The organism is Actinomyces sp. oral taxon 849 str. F0330, assembly GCF_000239715.1.
In the GTDB taxonomy this organism is placed as follows: Bacteria; Actinomycetota; Actinomycetes; order Actinomycetales; family Actinomycetaceae; genus Actinomyces; species Actinomyces johnsonii.
Map to the genome: position 1 here is coordinate 369,990 of NZ_JH470350.1, position 15,435 is coordinate 385,424.

At 63.4% G+C, this 15,435-nt stretch carries 12 protein-coding genes and 2 tRNA genes; 7 read left to right on the forward strand and 7 right to left on the reverse strand.

What is annotated here, in order from left to right:
- Window positions 1-8 precede the first annotated feature (8 nt).
- The gene (locus tag HMPREF0975_RS14760) at window positions 9-758 is read right to left on the reverse strand and encodes an alpha/beta fold hydrolase (protein WP_009233148.1); all 750 of its coding nucleotides are present in this window, start codon (window positions 756-758) and stop codon (window positions 9-11) included.
- A gap of 1,175 nt (window positions 759-1,933) precedes the next feature.
- Here HMPREF0975_RS14760 and HMPREF0975_RS14765 point away from each other — a divergent pair.
- On the forward strand, window positions 1,934-3,967 hold the full coding sequence (locus HMPREF0975_RS14765) for a recombinase family protein (protein ID WP_156808203.1): 2,034 nt from the start codon (window positions 1,934-1,936) through the stop codon (window positions 3,965-3,967).
- Here the strand turns inward: HMPREF0975_RS14765 and HMPREF0975_RS05455 are convergent.
- Window positions 3,924-3,999 (reverse strand) — tRNA-Val (locus tag HMPREF0975_RS05455). The two genes, HMPREF0975_RS14765 and HMPREF0975_RS05455, sit on opposite strands and share 44 nt — an antisense overlap.
- Window positions 4,000-4,166: 167 nt before the next feature.
- On the reverse strand, window positions 4,167-4,571 hold the full coding sequence (locus HMPREF0975_RS05460; protein ID WP_009233150.1) for a DUF3052 family protein: 405 nt from the start codon (window positions 4,569-4,571) through the stop codon (window positions 4,167-4,169).
- A gap of 390 nt (window positions 4,572-4,961) precedes the next feature.
- Between HMPREF0975_RS05460 and aceE the strand changes: the two genes are divergently transcribed.
- Together aceE and HMPREF0975_RS05470 are read left to right on the forward strand one after the other, a co-directional pair.
- A complete protein-coding gene (aceE, locus tag HMPREF0975_RS05465; protein ID WP_009233151.1) occupies window positions 4,962-7,715 on the forward strand; it encodes a pyruvate dehydrogenase (acetyl-transferring), homodimeric type in 2,754 nt (917 codons plus the stop codon).
- Window positions 7,716-7,824: 109 nt separating this feature from the next.
- Window positions 7,825-8,472, forward strand: a complete 648-nt coding sequence (locus HMPREF0975_RS05470) for a DUF3060 domain-containing protein (RefSeq protein WP_009233152.1) — start codon at window positions 7,825-7,827, stop codon at window positions 8,470-8,472.
- Window positions 8,473-8,564: 92 nt separating this feature from the next.
- Here the strand turns inward: HMPREF0975_RS05470 and aspA are convergent, their stop codons facing one another.
- Window positions 8,565-10,043 (reverse strand): aspartate ammonia-lyase, encoded by a 1,479-nt coding sequence (gene aspA, locus HMPREF0975_RS05475; protein ID WP_009233153.1) that lies wholly within the window; start codon window positions 10,041-10,043, stop codon window positions 8,565-8,567.
- A gap of 264 nt (window positions 10,044-10,307) precedes the next feature.
- Between aspA and HMPREF0975_RS05480 the strand changes: the two genes are divergently transcribed.
- The 4 genes from HMPREF0975_RS05480 (at window position 10,308) to HMPREF0975_RS05495 (ending at window position 13,956) form a co-directional block, all read left to right on the forward strand.
- Complete coding sequence (locus tag HMPREF0975_RS05480; protein ID WP_009233154.1) at window positions 10,308-11,522, forward strand: PucR family transcriptional regulator; 1,215 nt, start codon at window positions 10,308-10,310, stop codon at window positions 11,520-11,522.
- 256 nt (window positions 11,523-11,778) lie between these two features.
- Complete coding sequence (locus HMPREF0975_RS05485; RefSeq protein WP_009233155.1) at window positions 11,779-12,030, forward strand: acyl carrier protein; 252 nt, start codon at window positions 11,779-11,781, stop codon at window positions 12,028-12,030.
- 6 nt (window positions 12,031-12,036) lie between these two features.
- Window positions 12,037-13,320: a beta-ketoacyl-[acyl-carrier-protein] synthase family protein gene (locus tag HMPREF0975_RS05490; RefSeq protein ID WP_009233156.1), complete on the forward strand. Its 1,284-nt coding sequence runs from the start codon at window positions 12,037-12,039 to the stop codon at window positions 13,318-13,320.
- 135 nt (window positions 13,321-13,455) lie between these two features.
- Window positions 13,456-13,956 carry a DUF3145 domain-containing protein gene (locus tag HMPREF0975_RS05495; protein WP_009233157.1) on the forward strand — a complete coding sequence of 167 codons (501 nt, stop codon included), beginning with the start codon at window positions 13,456-13,458 and terminating at the stop codon, window positions 13,954-13,956.
- 111 nt (window positions 13,957-14,067) lie between these two features.
- Here the strand turns inward: HMPREF0975_RS05495 and def are convergent, their stop codons facing one another.
- The 3 genes from def to HMPREF0975_RS05510 form a co-directional block, all read right to left on the reverse strand.
- Complete coding sequence (gene def, locus HMPREF0975_RS05500) at window positions 14,068-14,559, reverse strand: peptide deformylase (RefSeq protein WP_034474546.1); 492 nt, start codon at window positions 14,557-14,559, stop codon at window positions 14,068-14,070.
- Window positions 14,560-14,694: 135 nt separating this feature from the next.
- Window positions 14,695-14,766 (reverse strand) — tRNA-Asn (locus HMPREF0975_RS05505).
- A 90-nt stretch (window positions 14,767-14,856) separates the two neighbouring features.
- The gene (locus HMPREF0975_RS05510) at window positions 14,857-15,360 is read right to left on the reverse strand and encodes a hypothetical protein (RefSeq protein WP_009233159.1); all 504 of its coding nucleotides are present in this window, start codon (window positions 15,358-15,360) and stop codon (window positions 14,857-14,859) included.
- Between the last annotated feature and the right edge of the window lie 75 nt (window positions 15,361-15,435).

The following is a 15,435-nucleotide window of genomic DNA, read 5'->3' on the forward strand; positions in this document are numbered from 1 at the left end:
CCATTCTGTTACGCTAAACGCGAAATTTCTGACCAAACCTGTTCTTCGTGTCCACTCTGTGTGAATGCATGAACGCCGCCAGATATCGTTCTCCAATCACAGAAAGGATTCGTGACGGCAATATTTTTCGTTACACTAAAAGGAACCAATTCGTCGGCGTCGCCGTGAAAGATAGTGTGAGGGTAACTAATTTGAGAGTATGCCGTGGACACTGAAATTGTTCGAAAATCAAGTAAAGTATCACGACTCATCGTGAAGTGCTGCACGGGCTGAAAGTAGCCTTGATCTCTAGCTTGTTGAAAAGTGCTTGTGTTAAATAATGACCCCATTTCTGAACATAACGGATTAACAAAGGTACTATCAAAATCAAGTACTGGATTCAGGAATATTAATAAATCATTGATTGACTCTCGTATTAAAGGCCACGCTAGTGATGCCAACGCTCCAGAGAACGAAGATGCCACCAAACCTACGCTCTCATAGTGTTGTGCTGCCCAGTTGACAGTGTCGATCAATGACCAAGTCATGTTTGAAACGTTTGCCTGCATGCTGGGAATTGGATTCTTTCCATGACCGGGTAAATCTATGGCAAGCGATGAAATACCACGAGACTTCAGTTGGACTGATAGTCGTTCGAAGCGACCATTCTCTTTTCTGTCTACAAATATTCCATGAGATAGCACCAGTATGCGAGAGCTGACATTATCTAAAGTGGCAGGTATATGATAGTTTCCGCTCGGAATGGCAAGCTGTTCCATAATGTTCCTTCGTTGTTTGCTATTGGGACTTATTTTTCTAGAGTGTTCATATTTATGTTTTTTGCCTGCTCCTTCGTATTTTGGCAAACAATTTCTTCTTAGTCAATAAGAGGCTGTGTCGTCGCCTCTTACTTTGCTGTACTGTTTTATCAAGCGGGGGTCAACCGTGTGCTGAAATATATAGAGCAGAATACTTCTATTCTCCCGGAGTTGGCGGCGTTTGAGTCCGAGGGGGCTGGGTGTCTGATCGAGATGATAGCGGCATTTGGCCGTAGAGAAAAGACCGGTCAGTTAGATTGTCTGCATGTCGATTGATCTAAACGCCTTTAAAGTTCCTTAAATCATTCTAAGGATAACCGTTTACCATGCAGATTACCCAAGAAAAGCGTCAATTTATTGTAGAAAATGAACAAAGATGTACGGATGTATGGTTGATGGCACGCACTGTCTCAACCTGCATTTCACGCTCTTTCCCAGACGCCCCGCTCGACGCATCGCTGCACTCAACCATTCACACCTTTCGGCGCTGTCTGGCGGTTTGCTGCTGCTTTGTGGCGGCGACTGGTAGCCCCTCTCGGGCTCCCCTTCTCTGCTGGCTGCACGGCCAGGCGCGGCCACTGTTGCCTGGTGGCGTTGCCTCTGCCGGACTGGCAGCTGCCCTGGCTGGGTCATTTGTGGTGTCTGTCGGTAATACATGGACAGGTGTCGGTGATGTTCATGATGTTGTTTGGCACCTCCAGTACCACGGCGCTTGATGGCCTCCTGCTCCTCAGTCACCCAGTGCTGCTTCACTCTGCCTGCTGCTTGCTACCTCAGGCGCCGCTCTCACTTCGTCATCTGCCCCGGTAGCGCCGCCAGTGTTTGTTCCCCATGCCCAACATGCCGCCATCGCTCTACGCAGGCAGTAGGTGTGTAGCAGGCCGCTCCAGTCGGCGGCGCACCACGCTCACGCCGTACTTCGCAGCCTCTCCTGTGTGCTCTCCACCCCTGTACCCCTTCACTTCGCCCAACTTCGCACTGGACTTTGCGGGCATTCTGAGCGTCAATGGAAAGAGACAGTCGGCTAGGCGTAGCTGGTATGTCTGGACAAACGGATAAGCGAAAGGAGGATTGAGTGTATGAAGCCGGGAACGATGCAAACTGGTGCGATGGGAGGTAGCACGGGAGTGGGTGCGATGGGTACGGGAGCTGACCCGTTTGCGGCCATGGCCGCCCAACTCACTCCCAAGCGCGCCGTCTCATACATCCGTGTCTCCACCCGGGAGCAGGCTCAGCGTGGCGGGTCGGAGGAAGGCTTCTCCCTCCCCGCTCAGCGGGAGGCGAATAAGCGCAAGGCCCAGTCGATGGGTGCGCTGGTGGTGAAGGAGTTTGCCGACCGGGGCGAGTCTGCCAGGTCTGCGAACCGGCCTGAGCTACAGAAGATGCTGGCGTACCTTAAGGAAGATGGTGGGATTGACTATGTCATTGTCCATAAGTTAGATCGGTTAGCTCGTAATAGAGCGGATGATGTGGAGATTAACCGGGCGTTTGAGGAGGCGGGTGTGCGGTTGGTGTCGACGTCGGAGAACATAGACCAGACGCCTGGTGGGATGTTGCTGCATGGCATCATGAGCTCCATTGCTGAGTTCTACTCCCGGAACCTGGCTAATGAGGTCATTAAGGGGATGGGTGAGAAGGCGAGGAATGGTGGGACGCTGGGTAAGGCACCGCTGGGGTATGTGAATGTCCGGGGACGGGATGAGCATGGGAGAGAGGTTCGGACGGTTGAGCTGGATGAGGAGCGGGCGCCGCTGGTGAGGCTGGCTTTTACGGAGTATGCGACGGGGAATTGGACGGCGCGGCAACTGGCGGAGCACCTCAACAACCGCGGCCTGACCATCCCACCAACCGCCCGCAAACCGACCAACCCTGTCTCGGTCAGACTCTTACAGACGCTGCTGCGAAACCCCTACTACAAGGGCGTCATCTCCTTCCAGGGCGTGGAGTACCCCGGGGCGCACGAGCCTCTCGTGGACGCCGCCACCTGGCAGACGGTGCAAGACATCCTGACCGCTCATGCCAACGGCGAGCGGCAGCGCATGCACAATCATCACCTCAAGAGCACCATCGTCTGCGGCCTGTGCGGTGCCCGCCTGCTGGTGCAGCACGCCACCTCGCGCACCAGCAGCACCTACCACTACTTCGTCTGTGCTAGGCGGCACCGGGTGCACGACTGCACCTTCAAGGCGGTGCTCATTGACGAGGTGGAAGCCCGCGTGGCCGAGCTCTACCAGCAGATACGGCTCAGTAGCGATGACCGCCGCGATATCGAGCGCTACCTGCGCGCGGAGTTCGCACACATCCAGGCCAACCGCCAGCAAGACATCCAGCGCCTGACCACGCGGCAGCAACAGCTGGAAGACCAGCGCCACAAGCTGCTCGAAGCCCACTATGAGGGAGCCATCCCTCTCGACCTACTCAAGAAGGAACAAGACCAACTCACCAGCAGCATCCTTGCCATCCAGCGCGAACTGGACGGCTACACGGCTGACGCTGCTCTGGTGGAGCAGCATCTTACCCAGGCGCTCGATCTCCTGGAGGACTGCCAGCGGCTGTACCTGGCGGTGCCGGATCGCCTAAAGAAGCTGCTCAATCAAGTGTTCTTCGAGCGCATCCTCGTCAATCCAGCGGTGGATGAAGATGGCCGCCCCATCATCCCACCACCGGCCTTGCAGACCAGTCTGAAGGCAGGACGACGAGGTGGAACCAGTGGGCAGACGGCCGCCACGCAGAGTGGGGAGAAGACAGCGGAGAGCGCGGCCTCTTCTCGCGATGAGAGTGCTGGGGATCAGTCGGCCGGCTCAGCATCTCAGGGTGGCCATGGTGAAGCGCAGCCAGGCTCGATGCATACGGTGCGCTGCGACACCATCTCCATCATCGACCCAGCCAGCCACACTGCCGTCACTGGAGAGCTGGCCTCACCCTTCGACCAACTCGGTAGCCAACAGCTACGGCGGGCGGCGCAGCAAGCGGCGATGGGCGCAGCACCCAGCCAGGCGGCAGACTGCGAAGCACCCACAACAAGAATGCCCGTCCACGATGTGGACGGGCGTCGTCGATGCAATTCAGGTAATGATTCAACCCCTGCCCCTGTTACTCAGGCCAAGGGTTCGTATACGGAGCTTGTGGTGGACCCGGCCGGACTCGAACCGACGACCGACGCGGTGTAAACGCGTTGCTCTACCAACTGAGCTACAGGTCCAGGCGCAGACGTCCCGGGGACACGGCCACCGCTCTTCAGGGGACCGCACACGCTCATAGGGACGCAAACCGCCCTGCGCGGCGACTCTACCGCTACGCGACGCAAGCCACCAATCGCCCCGGGCCTTCTTCCGCGCGACCGAGGAGGAGCCTCGGTCTCAGATCGCGTCAGCGCCCTCGGCTGGAGACCCTGATTCCGCTCCAGTGCTGCCCCATCGAGGCGGCGGAGGTCGCGTGCATGCCCGCCGTGGCGGCCGCCTCCTCCACCTCTGCGGTCTGGACGGCACCCGTGGTGCGCGCCTTGGGCGTCAGCACCCAGATGAGCCCGGCGCCGTCGAGGTTCGCCTGAGCGTCCACCAGGAGGTCGGTGAGGTCGTCGACGTCGCCGTCGTCATCCCGCCACCACACGATGGCCGAATCGGCCACGTCCTCATAGTCCTCGTCCACCAGAGTGGTTCCGGTCTCGGCCTCAACCGCCTGGCGCAAGGTCTCGTCGACGTCGTCGTCGTAGCCGAACTCCTGGATGATGAGACCGGAGGCGAAGCCGAAAGCCCCACCCGCTGTACTCGCCACTTCTTTACACCGTCCTTCTGGGCTGCGCCCGTCTCTCGTTCGCCCGCTGCTGGGCGATGGGTATAGCCCACCTCACCCGGTACCGACCGCGCAAGTGAACACGCAGTTCAGATTACCTTGAACTTCGCTTTGAACGCCGTCGCTGCCGCAGCCACGGCGTTCAACCGGCTCCCCACCAACCGTCACCCCGGACACACGACCCTCAGATGTGGCCTACACCATACGTGACGTAGGACTTTCTTCCCGCTGGGTGCAGCGTTCGCGCCGCCGCAGGTCGTAGATTAGGGCCATCATCCACAGCGGCCTGACTCCAGCTGTACGTCGTTTGCGGCGCTACGGCGAGCACGCGAGCCTCGGGCCAACCGCACAGACGCGAGGAAAGAGGATTCCGTGAGCCCCACCAGCGACTCCACGCCGCTCATTGATGGCCTCCTGACGAAGGTGACCGACAACGACCCAGAGGAGACCAAGGAGTGGCTCGAGTCCCTCGAAGCCCTCATCGCGGACAAGGGCGCCAAGCGGACGCGCTACATCCTGCTGAGCATGCTTGCCCAGGCCCGTCAGAAGAACGTCACGGTGCCAACCCAGATGACGACGCCGTACATCAACACCATCGACGTCACCAACGAACCATACTTCCCCGGCGACGAAAACGCCGAGCGCACCTACCGGCGCTGGCTGCGCTGGAACGCCGCCGTCATGGTGACCCGAGCGCAACGCCCCGGCGTCGGAGTCGGCGGCCATATTTCCTCCTACGCGTCGACTGCCACCCTGTATGAGGTGGGCTTCAACCACTTCTTCCGCGGCAAGGACCACCCCGGCGGCGGCGACCACGTCTTCTTCCAGGGCCACGCTTCGCCCGGCAACTACGCCCGAGCCTTCATCGAGGGACGCCTGGGGGAGGCCGACCTGGACGGCTTCCGCCAGGAGGAGTCCCGCCCCGCCGGCGGCCGGGGTCTGCCCTCCTACCCGCACCCCCGCCGCATGGAGGACTTCTGGGAGTACCCCACCGTCTCCATGGGGCTGGGCCCCGCCGAGGCCATCTACCAGGCCTGGTTCGACAAGTACCTCCAGGGCGCGGGCATCAAGGACACCTCCCAGCAGCACACCTGGGCCTTCCTGGGCGACGGCGAGATGGATGAGCCCGAGTCCCGCGGCATGCTGCAGCTGGCGGCCAGCCAACAGTTGGACAACCTCACCTTCGTCATCAACTGCAACCTGCAGCGCCTCGATGGACCGGTGCGCGGAAACGGCAAGATCATCCAGGAGCTCGAGGCCTTTTTCAAGGGCGCCGGCTGGAACGTCATCAAGGTGATCTGGGGCCGTGGCTGGGACCAGCTCCTCGCCGCGGACAAGGACCACGCCCTCGAGCACCTCATGATGGAGACGCTCGACGGCGACTACCAGACCTTCAAGGCCAACGACGGCGCCTACATCCGCGAGCACTTCTTCGGTCGCGACCCGCGCACCGCCGAGCTCGTCAAGGACTGGACCGATGACGAGATCTGGGCCCTGCAGCGCGGCGGCAACGACTACCGCAAGATGTACGCCGCCTACAAGGCGGCCATGGAGCACAAGGGCCAGCCCACCGTCATCCTGGCCCACACCGTCAAGGGCTACCTGCTGGGCGGGCACTTCGCCGGCCGCAACGCCACCCACCAGATGAAGAAGCTGACACTGGAGGACCTCAAGGCCCTGCGCGATCGCCTCCACATCCCGATCACCGACGAGCAGCTCGAGGCCAACCCGAAGATGCCGCCCTACTACCGGCCGGCCGACGACGACCCCTCCCTGCTCTACATGCTGGACCGGCGCCGTCAGCTCGGCGGGTTCGTCCCCGAGCGCCGCGATGCCGGCGTCCAGCTCGAGCTGCCCGGCGACAAGACCTACGACATCCTCAAGGGCGGCTCGGGCAAGCAGGAGGTCGCCTCCACGATGGCCTTCGTGCGTCTGCTCAAGGAGCTCATCAAGGACAAGGGCATCGGCCGGCGCATCGTGCCGATCGTCCCCGATGAGTCGCGCACCTTCGGCTTGGAGTCGCTGTTCCCCACCAAGAAGATCTTCAACACCCAGGGCCAGAACTACACGCCGGTCGACGCCGACATGATGCTGTCCTACCGGGAGTCCACCTCCGGCCAGCTCATGCACACCGGCATCAACGAAGCCGGCTCGGTCTCCCTGTTCCAGGTCGCCGGCACGAGCTACGCCACCCACGGCGAGCCCATGATCCCGGTCTACATCTTCTACTCGATGTTCGGCTTCCAGCGCACCGGCGACCAGTTCTGGGCGGCCGGCGACCAGCTGGCCCGCGGCTTCATCATCGGGGCCACCGCCGGGCGTACCACCCTAACCGGCGAGGGCACCCAGCACATGGACGGCCACTCCCCCATGATCGCGGCCACCAACGACGCCGTCGTCAGCTACGACCCCGCCTACGCCTACGAGATTCGGCACATCGTGCGCGACGCCCTCGAGCGCTGGTACGGCCCCGACTCTGGACGCAATCGGGACGTCATGTACTACCTGACCGTCTACAACGAGCCGATCCACCAGCCCGCCGAACCCGACGACGTCGACGTCGAGGGCATCCTGCGCGGCATTCACCGCATCAGCTCTGCCCCTGACGGCCAGGGCCCCGAGGTCCAGCTGCTGGCCTCCGGAGTCGGACTGCCCTGGATCGAGGAGGCGCGCCGCATCCTGGCCGAGGACTGGGGCGTGCGCGCCGCCACCTGGTCCGTCACCAGCTGGAACGAGCTGCGGCGCCAGGCACTGGAAGTCGAGAAGGCCAACTTCCTGGCTCCTCACGCCGAGCGGCAGGTCCCCTACCTGACGCGCAAGCTCTCCGGGGCCAACGGCCCCTTTGTCGCCACCAGCGACTACGACCACCTGGTTCCCGACCAGATCCGCGCCTGGGTTCCCGGCGACTACTACACCCTGGGTGCCGACGGCTTCGGTTTCTCCGACACGCGCGCCGCCGCCAGGCGCCACTATCTCATCGATGCCCAGTCTGTGGTTGTCCGCGCGCTCCAGGCACTGGTGGAGCAGGGCCGTCTGGACCGCTCCGTCCTGGCGCAGGCCGTGACCCGCTACGACCTGACCAATGTCAATGCAGGTTCCTCCGGTTCCCAGGGCGGAGAGTCCTGAGGGCTCCCCATTGCGGCTATAATTGGACCCATTGTCCAAGAGGGTGCCGGTGAGACGAGTTCCGCCTCGTTTCACCGGCACCGCCGCATTCGTCTCAAGAGGTCTTCCGGTGCCCCGATCCCCGCTCCTGTACCCGGCCTGCATCCTAGTCTCGGGCCTGCTCGCTCTGTCCGGCTGCTCGGCCGGACAACCGATCTCCATCGGCACGACGTCGACCGCATCAGCCAAGGCCCATGGCCCCACCTCGTCTGACGAGGGCGATGCGGAAGACAAGGATGATGAGGACGCCACCAAGCCCCTTGACCCGCTGGAGTACGGGAACTGCACATCTTCCGAGGTACGCGACTACGACGACGATTTAACCGACAACGACGAGGAGGACAACCGCGCTCAAGCGGAGGCTCAGGTCACCAAGGTGGTTCCCGCCTCCGACCAGGTCGATGTCACCGGAGACGATCTCTCCGCCGATCGGGTGGTCAAGGTCTCGGCCGGAGCACGAGACGTAACAATCACCGCAACAAACTTGGTGGTCATCATCGAAGGCGAGATTGAGTCACTCACCGTTCGCGGGTTCGACAACACGGTCTGGATCGGCTCCTCCAAGAAAGTCACATTCGGATCAAGCGATAGCGACAATCTCAACTACGTCTTCTGGAGCTCCGGGCCGCCGCAGTCGAAGGTCGACCCGCAAGGCTTCAATGTGATCGGAAAGGACGCCCACGCACCGGTCATCCGCTCCTGCCGCGTCTTCTCCTGATACGTTCATCAAAGAGCTAGAACGACCTCCGATATCAGCGAAACAGCACAGCGGACTACGTGCCGTCCGCCGATATCGGAGGTCGAGGCACTTCAGCCCACGGAATCGGGCGCCGTCGGTACCACCGGAGGAGTCGACGGGTCGGAGCCGGAGTACACCTTCAAGTCACGGAAGTGGGGACGCAGGAGGTTCTCCGGGCTGAGAATCTCATCGAGAACGGACTCCTCGAGCAGTCCCATCTCCAGAACCACCTCTCGCACGCTGCGCCCTGAACGGGCGCACTCACGCCCCACCAGGTCACCATTGTGATGTCCTATTACCGGGTTGAGGTACGTGACGATTCCAATCGAGTCCAGAACGTTACGCCGGCAAACCTCCTCGTTGGCCTCGATCCCCACGATGCACAGCTCGCGCAAGGTCGACATCCCACGAGAGAGAAGATTGATCGACTCGAAAATAGTCTGAGCGATCACCGGCTCCATGACATTGAGCTGGAGCTGACCCGCCTCTGCGGCGAAGGTCAGCGCAACGTCATTGCCGATGACCTTGAAGCAGACCTGGTTGACCACCTCAGGTATCACCGGATTGACCTTGGCGGGCATGATGGACGAACCGGCTTGACGTTCGGGCAGTCTGATCTCCCCCAGCCCCGCACGAGGTCCGGAGGACAGCAGTCGCAGGTCATTGCAGATCTTGGAGAGCTTGACCGCCAGACGCTTGATCGCCGCATGCATGGAAACATAGGCGCCGGTGTCGCTCGTGGCCTCCAGCAGGTCCTGCGCTCCCCGAACGTCCAGCCCGGTCACCTCGCGCAGATGCCCGACAACGGTGCTCTGATAGTCGGGCGGGGTGTTGAGCCCCGTGCCGATCGCCGTGGCACCGAGGTTGACCTCCAGCAGGAGGGCGGCGTTGTTCCGAAGCCTGCCGATCTCCTCCTCAAGCAGAACGGCGAAGGCCTCGAACTCCTGTCCCAGGCTCATCGGGACGGCGTCTTGGAGCTGGGTGCGTCCCATCTTCAGGACGTTGACGAACTCCGTCCCCTTGGCACGCATAGCGGCGATGAGGCGCTCGAGCTCATCAGTAAGGGAGTCGACGAGCGTGAACAGCCCTAAGCGGAATCCGGTCGGATAGGCGTCATTTGTCGACTGGGACTTGTTGACATGATCGTTGGGGTTGACGACGTCGTAACGGCCTTTGGCATATCCCAGGTACTCCAGTGCAAGGTTCGCAATTACCTCATTGGTATTCATGTTGACGCTGGTACCGGCGCCCCCCTGAAACTGGTCGACCGGAAACTGGTCCAGGCAGCGCTCGGCAACTAGCACCTGATCGCAGGCCCACACGATCGCTCCCGCGACTTCCGGGTCGATCGCCCCAAGATCACTGTTCGCTAACGCCGAGGCCTTCTTGACCTGCACCATGCCGCGAACAAAAGCCTCCTCATCGCCAACCGCCGATCCCGAGATTTGAAAGTTCTCCATCGCCCGCAGCGTATGGATTCCCCAATAGGCGTCCAATGGCACTTCCCGTGCACCAAGAAGATCCTCCTCTGTGCGGGTTGCCTGCATCATCTTGAGCCTCCGAGTTGTCTAGTTGAGTGCATGCATGCACACATCCGTACCAACGCACAGTACGCATGCGCAGATCATTGCAGATTCACTCACCGCGGGTTCCACAATGGTTACGCTATTGTAACCTGTGTAATCCGCTCCGGCCGAACGACGCGCCATCCTCACTTATCCCCGGTTTTTCAACACAAACTCGTGTCGGATCACACGCCGCGCCAATCGAGAACCTACTGTCATAACGATATTCCAGTCGGTAACATCCACAGCATGGATGAGTTGAGCGCTCCGGGAGTGTCTGCACTGCGACAGGCGCAGGACACAATTATTGAACACTCACTGGACCGCATCAGTTCGGCCCACGATTTCTACCGAACTCTGCCGGAAGGTTCGCGTGACCAGATCGCGGCGGTGGCCCGCCTGGGCGTGACGATGTTTGTCGACTCGGCGGAGAACCCGTCGACTCCATTGGTCCCCTCCCAGATCTTCTCCGTGGCGCCCGCCGCCCTGACCGGGGTCATCACGCTGGAGCAGACCTTGGCGCTGGTGCGAACGGTCCTCGACGTCGTCGTTGACGAGGCTCCCCGTGCCGTCCCCAAGGAGGACCATGACACGGTCCGCATTCTGGTCCTGACCTTCGGGCGCGATGTCGGCTTCGCCGCCGCCGAGGTGTATGCCCGAGCAGCCGAGGCCCGGGGCGCCTGGGACGCCAGACTGGAATCCGTGGCGGTCGACGCGATGCTTCACGACGACCCCGATGACGCTGCCACCCGGGCCGGCACGGCCGGCTGGAACGGCACCGGACCAGTGGTGACCATCGCCGCCAAGACAACTCTGGACGCGCTCGGGATCTCCCGGCTGCGTCATGAGTGCCGCAACCTCGCCAGCGACTGCCTGGTGTCTGTACGCGGCGACTCCGTCCTCATCGTCCTGGGAGGCAGTCCGGACACCCTCGATCCATCATCCAAGCGCTCCTCCTCGTCTCAGGGCTCCCGGGCCGAGAGCGCCGAGCGCCTTGTGGACCAGGCGGCGATGCAGGTGGCCGGCGGACTGGGGGGCTCCGCGGTCGTCGGTCCCGTGGTCTCTGGGATCTCGCACGCGGGCCGTTCGCTGCGCTCCGCCCTTGCCGGGCTGCGCGCTCTGCCGGGATGGGCCGAGGCCCCCAATCCCGTCCACGCCGATGACCTGCTCCCTGAGCGCCTTCTGGCGGGCGACGAGCTCGCCGGAGAGCAGATACTCAGCCTGGTGCACGCCCCCCTCCACGAGATGGGCGACCCCTTCGAGAGCACCGTGGCCACATATCTGGCCCTGGGCGGAAGTTTGGAGGCCACAGCCCGTAACCTATTCGTCCACGCCAATACGGTGCGCTACCGGTTGGGCCGGGTCAGCGAGCAGGTCGGCTGGGACGCGACGAACGCACGCGACGGACTCATGCTGCACATGGCGATCATCGTGGGCCGCCTGGCCGTCGGGCGGGATGCCTGACCCACCGACGCAGGTTCTCTCCCTCGGGGCGCGAAGAGCTCTTTAACCCCCGTTCCCCGCTCTTGACCCGCCCGTCCTTTTCATTCGGACTGGGCCGGTCGCTGTGTCTCGGTGGGGTACCGATTCCGGAAAGATCTCCGACGTCTGGGACAATGGTCTTACCCGCGGCGTCGCCGCCGGCAGAACTACCCCATCGTCCAACCACAGCGCCGCACGGATCCCCGCCTGCTCCGTCGCGGCGGTAGAAGGAGCCATCATGGCTGAGCAGAGCAACGACGACGTCCTGGCCGTCATCACGCAGATCGTCAGCGAGGAGTCCGGCGTCGATGCCGAGGACATCACCCGATCCACCACCTTCGCCCAGGACCTCGACGTCGATTCCCTGGGGCTGCTGACAATCGCCACTCAGGTCGAAGAGCGCTTCGGAGTGGCCCTCGACGACTCCCTCATCCCGACGCTGCCCACAGTCGGAGCGCTGGTGGACCTCGTCACCGCCAAGAGGGCCTGACACCCGATGGCTCCGGCAGCCGTCTGCTGTCCCGGCGACGTCGTCGTCACCGGTCTGGGAACCATCAACCCGCTGGGCGGGGACGCCGCCTCAACCTGGGCCGCTCTGCATGCGGGTACCTGCGCGATACGCGCCCTGGAGCCCAGCTGGGTGGATGACTACGAGCTGCCCGTGCGGATCGGCGCGCCCCTGGCCATCGACCCGGCCGAGATGCTCTCACCCCGCCAGATGCGCCGTCTCGACCGCGCCAGCCAGTGCGCGCTGTTGGCCGCCCGCCAGGCCTGGGAGCAGGCGGGTCCCCCACAGGTCGCCCCGCAGCGCCTCGCAGTGTCCGTGTCCCCGGGCATGGGGCCGGTCCTGTCGGTCATGGAGGCGTGGGACGCTCTGCGCGTCAAAGGCCCCCGGCGAGTCCTGCCGACGGCGGTCCCCGCGCTCATGCCCAATGCTCCGGCGGCCGCCGTCGGGATCGAGCTGGGAGCGCGCGCGGGCATTCACGCCCCGGTGGCCGCCTGCGCCTCAGGCGCCGAGGCCATCGCCTACGGTGCAGATCTCATCGCGCTGGGCCGGGCGGACGTCGTCGTGGCCGGTGGCACGGACGCCGCCCTCCACCCGATGACAGTGGCGGCCTTTGGCGCCATGAGGGCGCTGTCAACGCGCAACGACGACCCGGCAACCGCTTCACGGCCCTTCGCCCCCGACCGTGACGGATTCGTCCTCGGCGAGGGCGCCGGGATCCTGGTCCTGGAGCGCGCCGAGCACGCTATGGCCCGTCGTGCACGGGTCTTGGCCGTGCTCGCGGGCTCGGGGATCACCGCCGACGCTCACGACGTGGCCCGCCCCGAGCCGTCGGGTGCCGAGCAGGAGCGGGCCCTACTGCTGGCACTGGAGCGCGCGGGCCTCGACGCCGGCGCGATCGGGCACGTCAACGCCCATGCGACATCGACCCCGGCAGGCGACGTCGTCGAAGCCGGTGTTCTGGCCAGGGCCGTGCCGGAGGCGTCCGTCAGCGCGACGAAGTCCTCCACCGGACATCTTCTGGGCGGTGCCGGGGGACTCGAGGCGGTTCTGACCGTCATGGCGCTGCGTGAGCGATGGGCTCCGCCGACGCTTCTGCCCGCCGGCGTGGATCCGGAACTGGCCGGCCTCGGGCTGGACGTCGTGGGGCCACAGGGCCGGGACCTTCCTGAGCTGGAGGCGGCGGCAAGCACCTCCTTCGGTTTCGGTGGGCACAACGTCGCCCTTGTCTTCACCCGGGACCGGGCGACCACCGCCGAGCGCCATCGGCTGTGACCTACCCGGCTGGACCAGGCCCACCGCCGTCGTGCACAATAGCTGTGCATGCCGCGTACGTCATGACATGAGCCCGGTTGCGGGTCGAGACCGTTGGGGAAGGCGAATCTCGAAACCAACCAGGAGGCGATACTCATGATCGGTGCCTACACCCGCGGTGTACTTTTCGTGCATTCCGCACCTCGGGCGCTCTGCCCCCACATCGAGTGGGCGGCGGCCGAGGTGCTCGGTTCGCGCGTCCACCTGGACTGGACCGAGCAGCCTGCGGCTCGGGGCTTAATGCGAGCCGAGACTAGCTGGGTGGGACCCGCCGGAACGGGCGCCAGCCTCGCCTCAGCCCTGCGCGGCTGGGCGAACCTGCGCTATGAGGTGACCGAGGAGGCGAGCGTGGGCACCGACGGCGGCCGTTGGTCCCACACCCCCGACCTGGGAATCTTCCACGCCCAGACGGACGTTCACGGCAACGTCGTCGTCCCCGAGGACAGGATCCGCGCTGCACTCGTCTATGCCGCTGATCCCGAGAGAATGCGTCGTGAGCTGGACCTGGCTCTGGGACAGGCGTGGGACGACGAGCTCGAGCCCTTCCGCTACGCGGGGGCCGGTGCGCCCGTGCGCTGGCTGCACCGCGTCGGCTAGGAGGCGCGGAACCGCACCTCCTCACGATCGCCTTCTGGTAACGCCGGGTGGGGCGACAGACTCATGAGCTTCATGGTCTGTCGCCCCATCCGTCCCATGTCCTGACCGGCGCTACAGGCCCTGCGCGCGCAGTTCCTTCATCGCCTTGGCCCGATTCTTTCTGTCGAGGCGATCCAGATAGAGGTGTCCCTCCAGGTGGTCGCACTCGTGCTGGATACAACGGGCCATGAGCTCCTCCCCCTCAATGACGACCTCCTTGCCGTCCAAATCAGTGCCCTGCGCCCTGGCGTACCAGGCGCGCTCAGTGGGGAACCACAGGCCCGGAACCGACAGACAGCCCTCATCCCCGTCCTGGTATTCGTCCTTGGAGAGTTCGACGATCTTGGGGTTGAGGATATAACCGATCTCGCCGTCGATGTTCCAGGAGAAGGCGCGCAGACCGACCCCGATCTGGTTAGCCGCCAGGCCCGCCCGGCCGTCCTCGTCGACCGTCTCGAGCAGGTCCTCGACCAGGGCCCTGACAGAGTCGTCGATGTCAGTGATCCAGTCGCACTCGGTGCGCAGGACCGGGTCGCCGATGATACGGATGTCGCGGTATGCCATGGCGGCATCCTCCCACGACCGAAGCGGAGAGGCCATGTTCGTCCCGTCGCGTCGCAGCTCGTTCACGCCGATAACCCCCGATAACCTGCGCACGCACAAATGAGGGCCCCACCTCATGGGTGGGGCCCTCAGGGGCTCCTGCGGCTGGACTCGAACCAGCAACCGTCCGATTAACAGTCGGATGCTCTGCCATTGAGCTACGCAGGAATGCGCTTGACGCGCAGTGAACTTTAGCAACATCCCACGACGACGTCGAATCGGGCGAATTGCCGAAAACGCTGCAATTGCAAGAATATCCTAGCGTGTGGGCAGCCCCACACCCTCTCGGACGCGGTTCTCCAGGTTCTGAAGCGCCTCGCTATCCTCCTCGTCTGTGACCTGAGACGCCATCGGTCGAGTCACGGAGTACAGATGTCCGTCCGCACCGCGCCGCACACTAGCTGTGGCAGTCGCGCCACCGGGAAGCGTCGTCACCGCGCTGTGGACGATGGCGGCCTCGACGCGCTGGCGCAGGGCCTTGGCGAAGGGAGCGACATCAGTAGGAGCGTAGGTATCACCGTTGCGGACGCCTGCCGGCACCTCCAGGACAAGCTCATCACACTCCAGGTCCGTCCAGCTCAGGGTGAAGGTCCGCTCGTCGGCGTCCCAGGACCCGCGCTCCACCTCATTCCAGGCATAGTGCTCGGGCCGGCTGCGGCCGCTGAAGACGACGAGCCCTTCAGCCGTCGCCGCCGCCCACGCGGAGCCGTCCTCATCCAGAGGAACGGCCCCCAGAACAGGGTCGTGCAGCTGCTCACGCATCTCGAGAGGCAGCGTTCTAGCGGATCGGGAGGAAGAGCCTTGTCGACGTCGCAGGATCGGCATACCCGCCAGGCT

Excerpts from the sequence above, each read along its gene's own strand:
- def (WP_034474546.1), bottom strand. The coding sequence starts at position 14,559 with ATGGCATACCGCGACATCCGTATCATCGGCGACCCGGTCCTGCGCACC.
- HMPREF0975_RS05485 (WP_009233155.1), top strand. The coding sequence starts at position 11,779 with ATGGCTGAGCAGAGCAACGACGACGTCCTGGCCGTCATCACGCAGATC.
- HMPREF0975_RS05510 (WP_009233159.1), bottom strand. The coding sequence starts at position 15,360 with ATGCGTGAGCAGCTGCACGACCCTGTTCTGGGGGCCGTTCCTCTGGAT.
- HMPREF0975_RS05495 (WP_009233157.1), top strand. The coding sequence starts at position 13,456 with ATGATCGGTGCCTACACCCGCGGTGTACTTTTCGTGCATTCCGCACCT.
- HMPREF0975_RS05490 (WP_009233156.1), top strand. The coding sequence starts at position 12,037 with ATGGCTCCGGCAGCCGTCTGCTGTCCCGGCGACGTCGTCGTCACCGGT.
- aspA (WP_009233153.1), bottom strand. The coding sequence starts at position 10,043 with ATGATGCAGGCAACCCGCACAGAGGAGGATCTTCTTGGTGCACGGGAA.
- HMPREF0975_RS14765 (WP_156808203.1), top strand. The coding sequence starts at position 1,934 with ATGGGTACGGGAGCTGACCCGTTTGCGGCCATGGCCGCCCAACTCACT.
- HMPREF0975_RS05480 (WP_009233154.1), top strand. The coding sequence starts at position 10,308 with ATGGATGAGTTGAGCGCTCCGGGAGTGTCTGCACTGCGACAGGCGCAG.
- HMPREF0975_RS14760 (WP_009233148.1), bottom strand. The coding sequence starts at position 758 with ATGGAACAGCTTGCCATTCCGAGCGGAAACTATCATATACCTGCCACT.